Source organism: Streptomyces sp. bgisy100 (assembly GCF_057709105.1).
Genome location: NZ_JBYITE010000031.1, coordinates 41078 through 57593, shown reverse-complemented (window position 1 = coordinate 57593; position 16516 = coordinate 41078). Strand labels below are relative to the sequence as shown.

Here is a 16516-nt window from a genome sequence, read left to right as displayed (position 1 = left end):
CCAGGGGCTCTCTCGCGCACGTGGAAGAAGATGCGCTGGCCGTCCTGGGCCGTCCAGGTCTCCAGCGCTGGATGATCGTAAGGGGAGATCCATGACGAACCGCTGCACCAGCGATCACCACGCCACTCCCATGATGTGCAGGGCAACGTGTCATCTATGCGCATGCTCAGCATCAGCCACTCCTTACGCCAGCGAGCGGGACGGGGCCCCTCTTTTGAGGGGCCCCGTTGAGGCGAGGGGGGATCAGTCCTCGCAGGTGCGCTGGTCACCTTCGCCCGATGGCTTGCGGTGCCGGGACTCGGCAGTCGGCACCATCGTGCGAGGTGAGGTGGTGAACAACTCCTCCAGGTCGCGGAGCGTCGTTTCAGCGTTCAAGTTGTTCCTCCTGTTGAGGTGATTCGATCCGTGATCGTGCTGATGACTGTGCGTACCCCGTGCGGGGCGGTGATCAATCCTGACCCTGACGGAGTCGATCGCGCATCGCACCCGGTCTCGGCTCCACTGGGCGAAACGCCGGTAGACCCTCTGCCAGTACGGACCGAAGACAGGAGGCAACTGCCTCCAGGTGCAGCCCGACGTGGCGACGAAAACGATCGCCGCCAGCGCCTCGCGGTCACCTGCTCGGCGCCGGCCTCCGCCCTGCGGACGCTTCACCTCCTTCGCAGTCACCACCCGCCTGAAGAGCACCCACAACTCGTCCGGTACCAACCGCTCCACCAGATCCGTCATGCACTGCTCAACGAGCATCAACACCATAGGAATCGATGTCTAAGGCCAGTTCGCACCAAACAATCTTGGTGAGTGGGGCGGTCAGCTCCACGCCGCGGCGGTCGACCAGCGCGTCGACCAGGAGCAGCCCGCGGCCGGATTCCGCTTCGGGGTCCGGAGGTCCGACCTCGGCGGACTCGGGTGGAAGCCGGTCGGGGCGGGTGTCGGTGACCTCGACGCGGAGGACGGAAGCACCGTCGTCGGCCGCGTCGGTGGTGAGCAGCGTCAGTCGCAGCCGGAAGTCCCGGCCCGGGGTACGCCCGTGGGTTGCGGCGTTGGTGGCGAGCTCGCCCACGAGCAGGGTGGCATCGTGCACGGCGTCACTGTCGTACGGCCATCCCCATTCGACGAGTTGGCGGGTGGCGAGCTTCCGGGCCAACCGGGCGCCCCGGCTGGTGGAGCTGAGGAGGACGGTGAAGTGGCCGGTGGAGTGGAGGGTTTCGGACTTCATGGCGACCAGAGTGGCGGAGCGGACGACCACTGAGGAGCCACGCCACCGGTACGGAGCGTAAGTGTCGGATGGCGCGGGAGCGTGTACCGGAGGGGCGGCGTAACGCTGTGCACATACGAGGTGTTGAACAGAAGGACCTCGGAGGTGGCCATGGTGACCCATGCAGGACAGTCGGCCGGGAGCAGTGCGGAGCTGCCTGAGGCGGAGGACGAGGAGACGGCCGCTCTCCTCAAGTCCATCGGCAGGCAGGTGAAGTTGTGGCGCGAGCGAGCAGCACTCACTCAGGCCGAGCTGGGCAAGGCGATCCGCTACGGCGAGGATCTGGTGTCGTCGGTGGAGCGCGGACGCCGGGCGCCCAAGCCTGAGTTTCTGGAGCAGGCGGACGAAGTGCTCGGCGCGGGCGGCATGCTGTCCGCGTTCGTTGAGGATGTGAAGCGGGTCCGCTACCCGAAGAAGGTCCGCGACCTGGCCAAGGTCGAGGCCGAGGCGGTGGAGATCGGGGCGTACAGCAACCACAACATGCACGGGCTGTTGCAGACGGAGGAGTACGTACGCGCCTTGTTCGGGATGCGAAGGCCACCGTTGGGGGAAGACATCATCGAACAACAGGTGGCAGCTCGCACGGCTCGGCAGAGGATCTTCAGCCGGTCCCCGGCCCCCATTCTGAGCTTTGTCCAGGAAGAGGTGACACTTCGGCGACCCATCGGGGGCAAGATGGTACTGCGGCGCCAGCTCGAACACCTGCTTGAGTTGGGGAAGTTGCGGAACGTCGAGATCCAGGTGATGCCTACCGATCGCGAGGATCACGCGGGTATGGGTGGCGAGCTGCAGTCGCTGAAGCTCAGCAGCGGGCCCGCCTTGGCTCACACGGAGGTTCAGAACTTGAGCCGATTGACCAGCGATCGCCGCGAAGTACAGGGGCTCGAGATGAGGTATGGAATTATCCGAGCTCAGGCCCTCACACCACGAGAATCAATGGCTTTCATCGAGAAACTGCGGGGAGAGACATGACCGTCAAGCGTTCAGCTGAAGACGAGTCCACGCTGGAGTGGATCAAGAGCAGCCACAGCAGCAACGAAGGGCCGGCGTGCGTAGAGGTCGCCACCGCCCCTGACGCGGTCCTCGTCCGCGACTCCAAAGACAAGAGCGGCCCCCGCCTCACCTTCACACCCCAGGCCTGGACCGCCTTTGTCACCTACGCCGCCACCCAGAACCCCGGCACCACCAGCTGACCTCTGGGAGAGCCATGGCCATCAAGCCATCGAACCCATCCCGACCGGCCTGGACCAAGAGCAGCCACAGCAGCAACGACGGCCCCGAGTGCGTAGAGGTCGCCGCCACCCCCGGCACCGTCCTCGTCCGCGACTCCAAGGACCAGGACGGCCCGCGCCTCGCCTTCACCCCGCCGGAGTGGGAAGCGTTCGTCTCCTTCGCGGGCGGGCTCGCTGCCCGTCTCCCCCATTGATTGCTCCCCCCACGGGACATGGCTGAGGGCCGCACTCCGAAACCGGAGTGCGGCCCTCAGTTGGATCCGTGAGCCCGTGGGCCCGGTGATGATCCTTACTTGCGGATCAGCGAGCGCAGCACGTACTGCATGATGCCGCCGTTGCGGTAGTAGTCCGCCTCACCAGGGGTGTCGATACGGACGACCGCGTCGAACTCCACGCCGGTGTCGGTGGTGACCTTGACCGTGCGCGGGGTGGTGCCGTTGTTGAGCTCGGTCACGCCGGTGAAGGAGAAGGTCTCCTCGCCGGTGAGGCCGAGGGCCTCCGCGGTGGCGCCCTCCGGGAACTGGAGCGGGAGGACGCCCATGCCGATGAGGTTGGAGCGGTGGATGCGCTCGTAGGACTCGGCGATGACGGCCTTGACGCCGAGGAGCGCGGTGCCCTTGGCGGCCCAGTCACGGGACGAACCGGAGCCGTACTCCTTGCCCGCCAGGACAACCAGCGGGGTGCCGGCGGCCTGGTAGTTCTGGGAGGCGTCGTAGATGAAGGAGACCGGGCCGCCGTCCTGCGTGAAGTCGCGGGTGTAGCCGCCCTCGGTGCCCGGCGCGATCTGGTTGCGCAGGCGGATGTTGGCGAAGGTGCCGCGGATCATGACCTCGTGGTTGCCGCGGCGGGAGCCGTAGCTGTTGAAGTCACGACGCTCGACACCGTGCTCGGTGAGGTACTTGCCGGCCGGGGTGTCGGCCTTGATCGCACCGGCCGGGGAGATGTGGTCGGTGGTGACCGAGTCGCCGAGCTTGGCCAGCACGCGGGCGCCCGCGATGTCCTGGACCGGGCTCGTCTCCATGGTCATGCCCTCGAAGTACGGGGGCTTGCGCACGTAGGTGGACTCGGCGTCCCACTCGAAGGTGTTGCCGGTCGGGATCGGCAGGGCCTGCCACTGGGCGTCGCCCGCGAAGACGTCCTGGTAGGACTTGTTGAACATGTCCTCGCCGATGGCGTTGGCCACGACGTCGTTGACCTCGGCCTCGGTCGGCCAGATGTCCGCGAGGAAGACCGGCTTGCCGTCCTGGTCGATGCCGAGCGCGTCGGTGGTGATGTTCACCTTCATCGAACCGGCGATGGCGTACGCGACGACCAGCGGCGGGGATGCCAGGTAGTTCATCTTGACGTCCGGGTTGATCCGGCCCTCGAAGTTCCGGTTGCCGGAGAGCACCGAGGTGACGGCGAGGTCGGCGTCGTTGACGGCCTTGGAGACCTCGTCCGGCAGCGGGCCGGAGTTGCCGATGCAGGTGGTGCAGCCGTAGCCGACGAGGTTGAAGCCGACCTTGTCGAGGTACGGGGTCAGGCCCGCCTTGTCGAAGTAGTCGGTGACGACCTTCGAGCCCGGGGCGAGGGTGGTCTTGACCCACGGCTTGCGGGTCAGGCCCTTCTCGACCGCCTTCTTGGCCACCAGGGCGGCGGCGACCATGACGTACGGGTTCGAGGTGTTGGTGCAGGAGGTGATCGCGGCGACGGTGACGGCGCCGTGGTCGATCTCGTAGGTCGAGCCGTCGGGGGCGGTGACCAGGGTCGGCTTGGTCGGCACGCCGTTGGAGACGGCCGGGGCGTCGGAGGCCGGGAAGGACTCCTCGCCCGCCTCGTCCAGGTCGGCGACCGGCACGTAGTTGCGCACGTCCTGGGCGAACTTCTCGGCGGCCTCGGCGAGGACGATGCGGTCCTGCGGGCGCTTCGGGCCGGCGATCGACGGCACGACGGTGGAGAGGTCGAGCTCCAGCTTCTCGGAGAAGTCGGGCTCGGCGGCCGGGTCGAGCCAGAGGCCCTGCTCCTTGGCGTACGCCTCGACGAGCGCGACCTGCTGCTCGGAGCGGCCGGTGAGCTTGAGGTAGTTCAGGGTCTCGTCGTCGATCGGGAAGATCGCGGCGGTGGAGCCGAACTCCGGCGACATGTTGCCGATGGTGGCGCGGTTGGCCAGCGAGGTGGCGGCGACGCCCTCGCCGTAGAACTCGACGAACTTGCCGACGACACCGTGCTTGCGCAGCATCTCGGTGATGGTCAGCACGAGGTCGGTGGCGGTGGTGCCGGGCTTGAGCTCACCGGTCAGCTTGAAGCCGACGACGCGCGGGATGAGCATCGAGACCGGCTGGCCGAGCATCGCGGCCTCGGCCTCGATGCCGCCGACGCCCCAGCCCAGCACACCGAGGCCGTTGACCATGGTGGTGTGCGAGTCGGTGCCGACGAGGGTGTCGGGGTAGGCCTGGCCGCCCCGGACCATGACCGTGCGGGCCAGGTGCTCGATGTTGACCTGGTGGACGATGCCGGTGCCGGGCGGGACGACCTTGAACTCGTCGAACGCGGTCTGGCCCCAGCGCAGGAACTGGTAGCGCTCCTTGTTGCGGCCGTACTCCAGCTCCACGTTCTGGCCGAAGGCGTCCTTGGTGCCGAACTTGTCGGCGATGACGGAGTGGTCGATGACCAGCTCGGCCGGGGCCAGCGGGTTGATCTTCGCCGGGTCGCCGCCGAGCTCCTTGACGGCCTCACGCATGGTGGCGAGGTCCACGACACAGGGCACACCGGTGAAGTCCTGCATGATCACGCGGGCCGGCGTGAACTGGATCTCCTGGCTGGGCTGGGCGCTCGAGTCCCAGTTGCCCAGAGCCCGGATGTGGTCGGCGGTGATGTTCGCGCCGTCCTCGGTGCGGAGCAGGTTCTCCAGCAGCACCTTCAGGCTGTACGGCAGACGGGCGGAGCCCTCCACCTTGTCCAGCCGGAAGATCTCGTACGACTCGTCGCCCACGCTCAGCGTGGCGCGTGCGTCGAAGCTGTTCGCCGACACGACAGTCTCCTTCATCAATGTGCGCGTACCACCGCAATCCTGCCGGTGCAGCTTCTTGCCGATCCGCTGAGGTAAGGCTAAGTTAGGTAACCCTTACTCGGATTCGGTGAGCAGCGGGCAAGCGGTACGCCTCCAGCAGATATCTCGATGTCGAGATAACTCTAGTACATGACCGCCGCGCGGTCATGCCCTGACGGCTGCCGGGCTGCCTTGGCGCAGGTCGGAGGCCCGGCCCGGCGTCGGCCGGTGCGTCCGCGAACCGGACGCATCCACGCGATTCCGGGCCCTCGGCCGCGGCGGCAGGCCGCCCGGGTGCGGGGGCAGGTCACCCCGGGTGCGGGTCACGGGACGCCCCGGGCACGGTGGCCGGGTCCGGCGGATCGTCCAGCACACCCTCCGCCGGGCACGTCACTCCGGCTCACTTCGCCCCGCCCCGGCTCACTCCGGCCGCGCCCCGGAGATCCGCTTCTCGAACCAGAAGTGGGCGTACGGCTCGTCATTGAACGGCTCGACCTCCGCGAAGCCGAAGGAGTGGTACAGGCCGATCGCGGACGTGAGCGCCTTGTTGGTGTCCAGGCGCAGCCGGTCGCAGCCGTGCCGGACGGCCCGGGCCTCCAGCTCGGCCAGGAACCGCCGCCCGAGTCCGAGCCCCCGGGCCTGAGGCGCCACCCACATCCGCTTGACCTCGGCCGGGCCGCCGGGCGGCAGCTTCAGGCCGGCGCAGCCGATGGGCTCGCCGTGCAGCCGCGCGACGAGGAACAGGCCCCGCGGCGAGCGGAGTTCACCCGCGTCCGGCAGCAGACTCCGCTCGGAGTCGAAGCCGGTGTCGAAGCGTTCCTGCAGCTCCGCGTAGTAGGCGTGCAGACAGGTCCGGGCGTCGGGGCAGTCCGGGTCGACGGGATCCAGGACGACGGTCCCGGCGGTGAGCAGCCGCTCGGCCTCGGCCATGGCGGCGACCAGCCGGGCACGCTGGGCGGGGTTGAGCGGCTCCAGCAGGGAGCCGGCCAGTTCGTCGCTGCGGCCGTCGAGCACGGCGCGCTCGGCACGGCCCGCCGCGGTGAGCCGGACGGTGCGCACCCGCCGGTCCTGCGCGTGCGGCTCCACGGTCACCAGCCCCCCGGCCTCCAGGGAGCGCAGCAGGCGGCTGACGTAGCCCGAGTCGAGCCCGAGCCGCTCGCGCAGCCGTCGCACGTCCTGTCCCTCCTCGCTGATCTCCCAGAGCAGCCGGGCCTCACCGACGGGCCGGTCGCGGCCCAGATAGTGATCGTGGAGCACGCCCACACGTTCGGTGATGGCGCGGTTGAACCGCCGCACCTGGTCGACCTGACCTGCATCGACCTGACCTGCGTCGACCTGACCTGCGTCGATCCGCGCCGCACCTGCCTGCGCCGCATCGATCCGTGCCGCATCGGCCTGCTGTGCGGTCTGCGCTGAATCCATTCTCTGACCATAGTCAGAGAATCGCTGCGGGGACAGTGCCGGGCAGACGACCGCCTTGAGGGGGTGGGCCGCGGGACGGGTGTCCGCCCTCGGGCGGTGGGGCGTGGGGTGGCGCGCCGTGGGGCGTGCGACCGTCCTGGGGTGGTGGGCCGTGGGGCGTGCGACCGCCCCGGTGTGGCGAGCCGCAGGGTGGTCGAGCGTGGGGTGGTGGGCTACGAGGCGGCGGCGCGGCGCGACGGCCGGGCAGCTCACGGCCGCGGGCGGGCGGCGGGTCGGGAGCGGATGCGGATGCGGATGCGGATGCGAGGACGGACGCGGGGAGGGATGCGGAGGACGCATGCCGGGGAGTACGGGGCGGGCGGCCGGGAGCGTTCAGGAGACCCGCACTGGCCCCTCGGCATGGCGGCCGGGAGCGAAGTGCTCGATCGCGGCGCGGATCCTGCGCTGCCGCTCACGGCGCGGACCGCCGCGCACGGCGACCCCGAGCGCGTAGTAGGGCACCGGCCGGGACCGGTCGAGCTCCCGCCCGCCCGGGAGGGCGGCGTGCGCGCGGAGGACGAGCACCAGGACGCCGCCGCTCCGGGTGAAGCCGGTCGCCTCGACGTCGGCCCAGGGGACGGTTCCGGCGCGGCGGCCGCGCACCGTGGTGAGGCCGACCTCGTCGATCCGCAGCTCCGGCTGCCGCCACGCCGGGACCAGCGAGACCAGCAGCGTGAGCACCCCGGCCGCCACCGGCAGGGCGGCGTAACCGGCCGCACCGGGAGCGGCCACGATCTCCGCGAAGCCGACCGCAGGACTCTTCGAGAAAACCGCCGCCCCCAGGATCAACACCGTCTCCAGCAGCAGGAGGGCCACCGCAAGGGCGACGGCGACAGCGCACACACCCAGAACGCGCCGCCCCCGCTCGGGCGGCAGCACCAGTGCGCCGCCCGCGCCGGGCTCGTCGGGTGTGGCGGCGGACGCGGCGGCAGCTGTGAACATCTCGATTCCTCCCCCGGACGGCCGTGCGCGCGACGGACCGCGACAGATGTTGAAGATCGTAGGGGCGTCACCCGATCGGCCGTACCGCACCCGCCGGCTTTCCCCCGGACGACGGCGAGGGGGCCGGGGAACCGCGCTCACCCGGCCGGACCGGGCCGTTCCACCGTCCGCGCCGCCCAACAGGCCCGAATTCCCACCCCGGTGCAGTATGTGGGTGGGAACGTGCGCATTCCTCCTGCCCCGCACCGCTTCCCGCGTGCGTGTCGGCAGGTGGCACACCCGGTTCACCACCCGAGCCTCATCTCATATCTGAGATATCCTCACTCGCATGGCAGACGATTACCTCGTACGCATCGGCAAGCTCATCCGAGACGCCCGCCAGCACAGAGGCTGGACTCAAGCCGAGCTGGCCGAAGCTCTCGGGACGAGCCAGAGCGCCGTGAACCGTATCGAGCGCGGCAACCAGAACATCAGCCTTGAGATGATCGCCCGCATCGGCGAGGCACTGGACAGCGAGATCGTCTCGCTCGGATACGCGGGCCCCATGCACCTCCGCGTCGTCGGCGGCCGCCCGCTGTCCGGCAGCATCGATGTGAAGACGAGCAAGAACGCCTGTGTGGCACTGCTCTGCGCCTCGCTGCTCAACGCGGGGCGGACGACCCTGCGGCGGGTGGCCCGCATCGAGGAGGTCTACCGGATCCTGGAGGTGCTGGGGAGCATCGGCGTCCGGGCGCGCTGGGTCAACGGCGGCAGCGACCTGGAGATCGTCCCGCCCGCACGGCTCGACATGGAGAGCATGGACACCGCGGCGGCCCGCCGGACCCGTAGCGTGATCATGTTCCTGGGCCCGCTGCTGCACCGGCTGGACCGCTTCCGGATCCCGTACGCGGGCGGCTGCGACCTCGGCACCCGGACCGTGCAGCCGCACATGACCGCGCTGCGCCACTTCGGCCTGGAGGTCACGGCGACGGACGGCACGTACCACGCGCAGGTCGACCGGAACGTCACCCCGCGCCGTCCGATCGTGCTGACCGAGCGCGGCGACACCGTGACGGAGAACGCGCTGCTGGCCGCGGCGCGGCACGACGGCGTCACCGTCATCCGCAACGCCAGCTCCAACTACATGGTCCAGGACCTGTGCTTCTTCCTGGAGCAACTGGGCGTCACGGTCGAGGGGATCGGCACGACGACACTGACCGTGCACGGCGTCGCGCACATCGACCGCGATGTGGACTACGCCCCCTCCGAGGACCCGGTGGAGGCGATGAGCCTGCTCGCCGCGGCGGTGATAACGGAGTCGGAGCTGACGGTCCGCCGGGTGCCGGTGGAGTTCCTGGAGATCGAACTGGCCGTCCTGGAGGAGATGGGCCTCGACCACGACCGGAGCCCGGAGTACCCGGCCAACAACGGCCGCACCCGGCTGGTGGACCTGACCGTGCGCCCGTCGAAGCTGCGGGCGCCGATCGACAAGATCCACCCCATGCCGTTCCCGGGACTCAACATCGACAACGTCCCGTTCTTCGCGGCCATCGCCGCGACGGCCCAGGGCTCGTCGCTCGTCCACGACTGGGTCTACGACAACCGCGCGATCTACCTGACCGACCTCAACCGCCTGGGCGCCGGCGTCAAACTCCTCGACCCGCACCGGCTGCTGGTCGAAGGACCGACACGCTGGCGGGCCTCGGAGATGATGTGCCCGCCGGCGCTACGTCCCGCGGTGGTGGTGCTCCTGGCGATGATGGCGGCGGAGGGCACCTCGGTCCTGCGCAACGTCTATGTCATCAACCGCGGTTACGAGGACCTGGCGGAGCGGCTGAACTCGGTGGGGGCGCAGATCGAGATCTTCCGGGACATCTGACAGTCGGCACCTCAGCGGCGTCGCACTCCCTCCTTGACCTGCCGGCATGGCGGCCGGAGCAGGGTGCGACGCTCTCAGGTGTCCAGTCCCCCGCCTCATGCGGTGCACCGTTTGCCGTGCCGTCACACAGTCCATGACCTCGGAGGTCATGGAGTCCGCACCCTCTGACGTGTCACGGTGGGAGCACCGGCCGCCGGGGATCCGCGATGACGTGCACCCCGTCCGGTCGTACACCTCCGCGGGCGAAACCGCTCCGCCCAACCGGCTCCCCGAGGCGCGGGAGGCGGGCCCGTTGGATTCGCACGGACGACCCGCCGCTCCGGACGAGGCGGCGCGGCGGCGCGTTCGGCACGGCGGACGCCTGATCCGTCATCGGCCCCGAAGGCATTGCCCGGCGTGCTCGTGGACCTGTAGCATCACGGCATTAATGCACCCATGTGCGCATTAGACTGCTCGATTGACGAGGACGCACTCATGCATTGCTCCGAGTTCACGGCCGCATCGCCGGGCACGAGCGTGAAACGTCTCCGGGCTGGGTGCAGTTCAGCCTCCGCCGCCGTCCCCGGCAGGTCACGGGGCTCGCTGGAGTCCTCCGGGAGATGACCGGTTCCCCGCTGCCGGTGCGCGTCCCCCGCCCCGGGCCGGGAACGCGCGCCGGGGTACCCCGGTGTCCCGTTTCGGCGACGGAGCGCCCGGCCGAGGGCGACCTCGGTGGGGTCGCCCTCGGCCGGGTGGCCGAGTGCGCACGGAGCGCGGCTGCGCCCGCAACCGGTGCCCTCCCCGGCCACGGCTACCTCGGCCTTCCGGGTCCTGGGGTCAGGCCCCCGGCGGCGCCGGGGGAACCGGGGGGCCCAGGGCGTGGAGCCAGCTGTCGTCCTGGCGGAGGATGGCGGTCTGGAGGCGGCGCAGGCGGGGGCCGGGGTCCATGCCGAGTTCCTCGGAGAGCAGGGCGCGCAGTTTCGCGTACCGCTGGAGGGCCTCGGCCGGGCGGCCGGAGAGGTACAGGGCGTGCATCAGCAGTTCCCAGGTGACCTCCCGGAGCGGGTGGCCGGCGGTCAGTTCCTCGGCCGACAGCATCGCCTCCTCCAGGTTGCCCTCGCGCACCAGGATCGTGACCCGCAACTCCCGGCCCAGCAGGCGGGCTTCCTCGAGCCGGATGATCTCCTGGGCGGCGAAGGGGTGGTCGACGGCGTCGGCGAGCGCTGCTCCCCGCCACAGCGCCAGGGCGTTGTCGATCTCCTGGCGCGCCGGTCCGACGCGCCCCTCACCGAGCAGCCGGCGGGCCCTGCCCAGGGCCCGTTCGAAGCGGACGGCGTCCTGTGCCTCGGCGGGGACCCGCAGGGCGTACCCCATCGGCTCCCGTACCAGCACGCTCGTCTTGCCGCGACGCGGGCGTTCGGGCTCCAGGGCGTCGCGCAGTCTGCTGATGTGGGCGTGGACCGAGGAGACGGCCCCGCGTGGTGGACGGCTGGTCCACAGATCGTCGCAGAGCGACTCCAGCGGTATGGCGTGCCCGCGCTCCAGCAGGAGGCGGAGCAGCAGCACGCGCCGTTTGGGCGGCCCGAGGTCGAGGGCTCCGTCCTCGGAGTGTGCGACCAGAGGCCCCAACAGTCCGAATTCCAGCGGGAGCCGGGGGCCGGTCCGCTCGCCCGGCACGGATAACGAGTACATCGGCGCATTCATTTTTCGTTTTCAATCCTCGTACGGTCACGAGTGGGTCCAGGAGGTGTTCGCAAAGTCCTGGCGGGGACAGTTCGTGGTCGTGCGGGGGGCTCGGTCGGCGCAGGTCGTGGCCGGTCCTGATCAACCGTTCGCATGCTACACGCCGCGGTGGCGGCGGATTCGGGGCCGGCTGCGGTCCCGTTCAGAGGAGCGCCGGGTCCTGGCGGAGGATTCCGTAGAACTTGCTCTGCAATTCGCGGCCCGGGTCCAGCCCCAGGCTGTGCGAGAGGCGTTCGCACATCTGGCTGTAGGCGTCCAGCGCGTCCGCCTGGCGGCCGGACCGGCAGAGGGCGGTGATGAGTTGGGCGCAGAACCGCTCGTGGTAGGGATGCATGGCGTGCATCTGCTCCAGGTCGGAAATCAGCGACCGGTGCTGGTTCAGCTTCAGCCGGACGTCGAACAATCTCTCACAGGCGGTGATCCGGGTCTGCTGGAGCCGGGTGTAGGCCATGCGGCAGATGGCCCCGTGACCGGTGTCGACGAGCGCCGGGCCGCGCCACAGCTCGGTCGCCTCGGTGAGCAGCGCCGCGGCCGCTCCCAATTCTTCGTCGCCGAGCAGTTCGGCGCGCCGGACGAGTTCTTCGAAACGCGCGGCGTCGACCTCGATGGAGTCGATGAGCGCGTATCCGGAGGGCGAGGTCTCGATGATCTCGCGCAGGTCGGGCTTCCCGCTGCGGGCCGCGAGCACGCGGCGGAGACGGGCGATGTGGCCGTGCAGCGAGTTCTCCGCATTGCGGGGTGGCTCCTCACCCCACAGTTCGTCGATCAGGTCGTTCCGGGACACCGGGCGCCCGGGCGAGAGAGCGAGTACGGCGACGATGGCCCTCAGCTTCTCGCCGGATATCCGCACGGGAACTCCGTCGTCACTGACTTCCAGAGGTCCGAGAACATCTATCTTCATCGAGCGTCCACCCTTACGGAGTTCTGGCGGTCGAACCATGCGTACTGCGTGGCGGCGAAGCCACGCTGTCGGCGATACGGAAACAGAACAACGGCCGGACATTCAGGAACGGGTCGTGGTACGTGGCCGGGCGGGTCCCGCATCGCGCAGTGGGGTGCCCCGCTCCGGATTCGTCTGCCTCATCCGACGCGTGCTTCGGCGGGCCGCGGGACACCGGTGTGCCCGTTCGACGTGCCCGAGACCATGCGCATCAGACTCTCCCCCCGGAAAACCGTCGTCCATGGTCAAACTCCCCCTGGTTCGCATCCTGGCCCACGTTTCTTGTCGTCCGCTTGTCTTCGGCGGCGGAGGAGGAGCGGGGTGCGGCGGGTACCGGTTTAGCTACTTTCGGGTAATGGGTTCCGGGCGCCCGGCGACGCTGATCGCCACACGCTGGGAGAACAGCGCGCTGGGGCGCAGGCCGAACATGGCGTGGAAGGCGCTGCTGAAGTGGGACGGGCTGGCGAATCCCGACTCCACGGCGGCCGTGGTCAGATCGGGCCAGGTCTCCAGCAGGGTGGCCGCCCGGAGCATCCGCGCCCAGAGGCGGTACCGGCGGAAGGTGGTTCCGGTCTCGGCACGGAACAGGCGCAGGAAGGCCGAGACGGAGAGACCCGCCTCGGCCGCGAGTTCCTTGGCCGCGAGCCGCTGCCCCGCGGGCTCGGCCAGTCGGCCGGCGGCCCGCCGGATGCGCGGGTCCCGGCTCCCGGCGAGGCCGTCCGGACCTGCCAGGTCCAGCCATCGCCGGGCTTCCGGAATCGGCACATCCCCTTCCAGGGAGGCGGCCAGCCGCACCAGTTCGGCCTCATGCTCGTGTCCGTGGGCCACGTCCGGGCCGCCGCGCATCATCCGGTGGCAGGCCCGTTCCCGCGCCGACGCCGGATCCAGGTAGCAGAACGCCATCCGGCCACCGCCGGCCACGATGCGGTGCCGGACCCGGGCCGCCACCAGTGCGGTCCGGACCCGCTGCCGGGGGCCGTGTTCGAGCTCGACCGTGAACTCCGCGTCGACGCCCACGGCCAGGCAGCTCACCGCGCCGGAATGGATGTCCAGCCGCAACGAGGGGCCCACGTACAGGGCCTGGCCCGGCCACAGCCATAACGCGGCCTGGTCACGACACGTTTCTGAAAGCAGGGCCGGTGGCATGCGGGCATGCTAAGCCCTGGCTCGCACCACGCGCGGTGGCGGCGGGCGGCTTCCGCCTCCGGGGCCCGTGAGGCACCGGGCCCGCCTTCCCGCTCCGCGTCCCGGCCGGCCACTGCCGCGAGCCTCCTTGACCATTCGTGAACTTCACCGAACATCCCGGTTTTCCTGCGAACAGCACTGATTGTCCACGAAACTATTTTTCTGCGAACGGACAGACGACATCATGTGGATCGACCGTCTCACCGCGGCGCTGCTCTTCATCGTCGGCGCGGTGAACCTGCTGCCCGGCTTCGTCGCGCTGGCGCCGTCCCGGATCACCACCGCGTACGGCATCACGATCGACGGCGCCGACTCCGCCGACCTGACCGTGCTGCTGCGCCACCGCGCGGTGCTGCTGGGACTGGTCGGAATCGGCCTGCTCTGCGCGGCTTTCATCCCCTCGCTGCGGGTGCCCGCCATGGTCGCGGGCGGAGTCAGCATGGGCACGTTCCTGCTCTTCGCCTCGGCCGGCCCGGCGCTCAACAGCGCCACCGTGCGGGTGGCCAGGATCGACATAGCGGCGCTCGCCCTGCTGGCCGTGGCGGCCGTGCTGGTCTGGCGCAAGGAGGCCTGAGATCCGGGAGACCCGGGGCCCGCGAGCCGAGGCGGGGCGCCTGTGCGCGCCCCGCGTTCACGGACCGGCCACGCCCGGGCGGTCGGGCGAGCATCTGGGGCGTGGGCCCTCTGCCGGCGCGGGCACGAGGTGTACGCCCCGCCCCAGCTCGGGCACGAGCCGGTGCGCCCCTGCCCGCGGCACGCACGTCACGCCCGGTGCCCGCTGCACGCCCCGGGCCCGCTGCACGCAGGTCAGGCCGCGCGCCGGGCGCTCCGCTCCATCAGGCCGAGACCGGCGCGCAGCAGCGGCCGGGCGGGGGCGGGCAGCGGCAGCCGCGGCGCCCGGGACCGGTGCCAGGGCAGCCGCTCCGGGGTGCCGCCGGTCAGTGCCTCGGCCACATGGGCGCCATGCGCCACCGACAGGGCGAGGCCGTGCCCGCAACAGCCGCCCACGTACCAGACGTCCGGCCGGTCGGTGAGCGGCCCGACGACCGGCAGGCCGTCGGAGGTCATGCCGATCCGGCCGGCCCAGCGGTGCGTCACCTCGGTGTCGGCGAGGACCGGGTGCAGCCGGCGCAGCCGTTCCTCCAGCCCCGCCCAGACCGCGGCCGAGCCGGAGTCGTCGGACACCGGCGGGAGCACCGGCCGGCCGCCGCCCAGCACGAGCCGTCCGTCGGGGGTGAGCCGGAAGTACGGGGCCAGGGGGTGGGCGTCGATCAGGGCGCAGCCGGTCCGGCCGCCCAGCAGCTCGCGGGCTTCGGCGGGCAGCGGCGCGGTGGCGACGGCGTGGACCAGCAGCGGCAGTACGGTGCCGACCGGCAGCCCGAGCGGGCCCGCCGCCGCGTTGACGGCGAGGACCGCCTTCCGGGTGCGCACCGTGCCGCCGGGGAAGACGAGATGGGTGTCGGCGGCGGTCTCGCCGGGGCGGAGCGTGAGCAGGGGGCTGTTGCCGAGGAAGCGGACGCCCTTGGCGGCGCAGGCGCCGGCCAGCGCGCCGCTGAGCGCCGCCGGGTCGAGGCCGGCCGCGCGGTACAGCAGACCGGCGTGGTACGGCACGTCCAGCCGGTCGCGGATGCCTGCCGCGGAGAGCACGGTCACGTCCAGGCCGAGTCGGCGGTAGGCGGCGGCCTGCCGGGCGAGGGCGGCCAGCCCGTCGGCGGTGCGGGTGGCCACGATCTGCTCGCCGTCCCGGGGGCCGGTGGGCACGCCCAGCCGGGCGCACAGCTCCCGGACCCGTTCCACCGCCTCGGTGCTGGCCAGGTGCATGCGGCGGGCGGTGTCCGGGCCGAAGCGGCGTACGGCCTGGTCGACGGGGGGCCCGACGCGGGGGCCGAGCAGCCCGGTGCCGCGTCCGCTGGCTCCGGCGGCGGGGCCCTCGGCGTCGATGACCAGCACGTCCAGCGACGGGTCGCGCTCGGCCAGGTGGTAGGCGGTGGAGAGGCCGGCGAGGCCGGCGCCGACCACGGTCACGTCCGCCTCCAGCACCCCGCGCACCCGCTGCGGCGCGGCCGGTTCGGTGCCGGGCGGGGCCGTCGGGTCGAGGTCGGCGCCGGGCCAGCAGGGCCGGCCGGCCGGGGGCCGCGTCATGGTGCCTCCAGGGGCGGTCGGGGTGCGGGCGGGGCGGAGAGGGGCACGCCCCGGCCTTCGAGGGTGTGGAAGGAGCGGTCGTGCCAGAGGAGCGGAGCTCCGGGGGCCGTGTGCGCCGCGGCGATGCGGCCGACGAGCAGACCGTGGTCGCCGTAGCGGCGCAGGTCCTCCACCGAACAGACCGACCAGCCGAGGGTGTCCGCCAGCACGGGGACGCCGAGCACCTGGTGGTGACCGGTGCCGGCGAACCTTTCGGCCGTGCCGGCCCGGGGGTCGGCGAACCGTTCCGCCCGTGCCCGCTGGGGCGCCGCCAGCAGATTGACGGCGAACCACCCCTGCTCCTGGATGACGGCCAGGGTCCGCGAACCGGTGCCCAGGCAGACCAGGAGCAGCGGCGGGTCGGCCGAGAGGGAGGTCACCGCCGAGACGGTGCTGCCGGCCGGCCCGTCGGGGCCCTGCGCGGTCACCACCGTCACGCCGGAGGCCAGCCGGGCGTAGAAGTCCCGGCAGGCGGCCTCCCCGACGCCCGGCACGGCGAGCGCGCCGGACGCGTCGGGCGGGGTGGGAGCGTCGGACGGGGCGGACACGTCCGGTTCGCCGGGGGGTGCTCCGGCGGTGGCCTGGCGCATCACCGGGCTCCTTTCTGAAGCCGCTGGGGCTTCCCTTGCGTGCGGGCGGATCGGCAGGGGCGGTTCACCGGCCTGCCACAGGCCCGGAGTTGCTCGGGGTCACAGGTGTGTCCCACGGC

15 protein-coding genes and 1 pseudogene are annotated in these 16516 nt (G+C 71.1%); 6 read left to right on the top strand and 10 right to left on the bottom strand.

The genetic code is table 11. The annotated features are described in order from the left end of the window. Window positions 1-453 precede the first annotated feature (453 nt). Window positions 454-729: pseudogene (locus AC3EQ1_RS20730) on the bottom strand (transposase); the annotation flags it as partial. Between the two features lie 7 nt (window positions 730-736). After that, on the bottom strand, window positions 737-1219 hold the full coding sequence (locus AC3EQ1_RS20725) for an ATP-binding protein (RefSeq protein WP_432095831.1): 483 nt from the start codon (window positions 1217-1219) through the stop codon (window positions 737-739). A gap of 150 nt (window positions 1220-1369) precedes the next feature. On the opposite strand from AC3EQ1_RS20725, the gene AC3EQ1_RS20720 reads away from it, so the two are divergent. From AC3EQ1_RS20720 to AC3EQ1_RS20710, 3 genes are read left to right on the top strand one after another with little or no spacing between them, the layout of a single operon-like run. Beyond that, the gene (locus AC3EQ1_RS20720) at window positions 1370-2230 is read left to right on the top strand and encodes a helix-turn-helix domain-containing protein (RefSeq protein ID WP_432095830.1); all 861 of its coding nucleotides are present in this window, start codon (window positions 1370-1372) and stop codon (window positions 2228-2230) included. Then, the gene (locus AC3EQ1_RS20715; RefSeq protein WP_432095829.1) at window positions 2227-2451 is read left to right on the top strand and encodes a DUF397 domain-containing protein; all 225 of its coding nucleotides are present in this window, start codon (window positions 2227-2229) and stop codon (window positions 2449-2451) included. Before AC3EQ1_RS20720 ends, AC3EQ1_RS20715 begins: the two co-directional genes overlap by 4 nt. Before the next feature lie 14 nt (window positions 2452-2465). Then, on the top strand, window positions 2466-2684 hold the full coding sequence (locus tag AC3EQ1_RS20710; RefSeq protein ID WP_432095828.1) for a DUF397 domain-containing protein: 219 nt from the start codon (window positions 2466-2468) through the stop codon (window positions 2682-2684). A 95-nt stretch (window positions 2685-2779) separates the two neighbouring features. Here AC3EQ1_RS20710 and acnA read toward each other — a convergent pair whose 3' ends face one another. Both acnA and AC3EQ1_RS20700 read right to left on the bottom strand, forming a co-directional pair. Further along, window positions 2780-5500 carry an aconitate hydratase AcnA gene (acnA, locus tag AC3EQ1_RS20705; RefSeq protein WP_432095849.1) on the bottom strand — a complete coding sequence of 907 codons (2721 nt, stop codon included), beginning with the start codon at window positions 5498-5500 and terminating at the stop codon, window positions 2780-2782. Between the two features lie 438 nt (window positions 5501-5938). After that, a complete protein-coding gene (locus AC3EQ1_RS20700) occupies window positions 5939-6781 on the bottom strand; it encodes a bifunctional helix-turn-helix transcriptional regulator/GNAT family N-acetyltransferase (RefSeq protein WP_432095848.1) in 843 nt (280 codons plus the stop codon). Between AC3EQ1_RS20700 and AC3EQ1_RS20695 the strand changes: the two genes are divergently transcribed. Further along, window positions 6767-6934, top strand: a complete 168-nt coding sequence (locus AC3EQ1_RS20695) for a hypothetical protein (protein WP_432095852.1) — start codon at window positions 6767-6769, stop codon at window positions 6932-6934. The two genes, AC3EQ1_RS20700 and AC3EQ1_RS20695, sit on opposite strands and share 15 nt — an antisense overlap. Window positions 6935-7312: 378 nt before the next feature. On the opposite strand, the gene AC3EQ1_RS20690 is transcribed toward AC3EQ1_RS20695, so the two are convergent. After that, a complete protein-coding gene (locus AC3EQ1_RS20690; protein WP_432095827.1) occupies window positions 7313-7921 on the bottom strand; it encodes a hypothetical protein in 609 nt (202 codons plus the stop codon). A gap of 328 nt (window positions 7922-8249) precedes the next feature. On the opposite strand from AC3EQ1_RS20690, the gene AC3EQ1_RS20685 reads away from it, so the two are divergent. Beyond that, the gene (locus AC3EQ1_RS20685; protein WP_432095826.1) at window positions 8250-9779 is read left to right on the top strand and encodes a helix-turn-helix domain-containing protein; all 1530 of its coding nucleotides are present in this window, start codon (window positions 8250-8252) and stop codon (window positions 9777-9779) included. Between the two features lie 816 nt (window positions 9780-10595). Here AC3EQ1_RS20685 and AC3EQ1_RS20680 read toward each other — a convergent pair. From AC3EQ1_RS20680 to AC3EQ1_RS20670, 3 genes are all read right to left on the bottom strand, one after another. Next, on the bottom strand, window positions 10596-11450 hold the full coding sequence (locus AC3EQ1_RS20680; protein ID WP_432095825.1) for an AfsR/SARP family transcriptional regulator: 855 nt from the start codon (window positions 11448-11450) through the stop codon (window positions 10596-10598). Window positions 11451-11643: 193 nt separating this feature from the next. Continuing rightward, window positions 11644-12402: an AfsR/SARP family transcriptional regulator gene (locus AC3EQ1_RS20675; RefSeq protein ID WP_432095824.1), complete on the bottom strand. Its 759-nt coding sequence runs from the start codon at window positions 12400-12402 to the stop codon at window positions 11644-11646. Between the two features lie 381 nt (window positions 12403-12783). After that, a complete protein-coding gene (locus AC3EQ1_RS20670; protein WP_432095823.1) occupies window positions 12784-13587 on the bottom strand; it encodes an AraC family transcriptional regulator in 804 nt (267 codons plus the stop codon). 223 nt (window positions 13588-13810) lie between these two features. On the opposite strand from AC3EQ1_RS20670, the gene AC3EQ1_RS20665 reads away from it, so the two are divergent. After that, window positions 13811-14200 carry a hypothetical protein gene (locus tag AC3EQ1_RS20665; RefSeq protein WP_432095822.1) on the top strand — a complete coding sequence of 130 codons (390 nt, stop codon included), beginning with the start codon at window positions 13811-13813 and terminating at the stop codon, window positions 14198-14200. 233 nt (window positions 14201-14433) lie between these two features. Here the strand turns inward: AC3EQ1_RS20665 and AC3EQ1_RS20660 are convergent, their stop codons facing one another. Both AC3EQ1_RS20660 and AC3EQ1_RS20655 read right to left on the bottom strand, forming a co-directional pair. Further along, a complete protein-coding gene (locus tag AC3EQ1_RS20660) occupies window positions 14434-15768 on the bottom strand; it encodes an NAD(P)/FAD-dependent oxidoreductase (protein ID WP_432095821.1) in 1335 nt (444 codons plus the stop codon). Further along, complete coding sequence (locus AC3EQ1_RS20655) at window positions 15765-16397, bottom strand: flavin reductase family protein (RefSeq protein ID WP_432095820.1); 633 nt, start codon at window positions 16395-16397, stop codon at window positions 15765-15767. The genes AC3EQ1_RS20660 and AC3EQ1_RS20655 overlap by 4 nt, the downstream gene beginning before the upstream one ends. Window positions 16398-16516 lie beyond the last annotated feature (119 nt).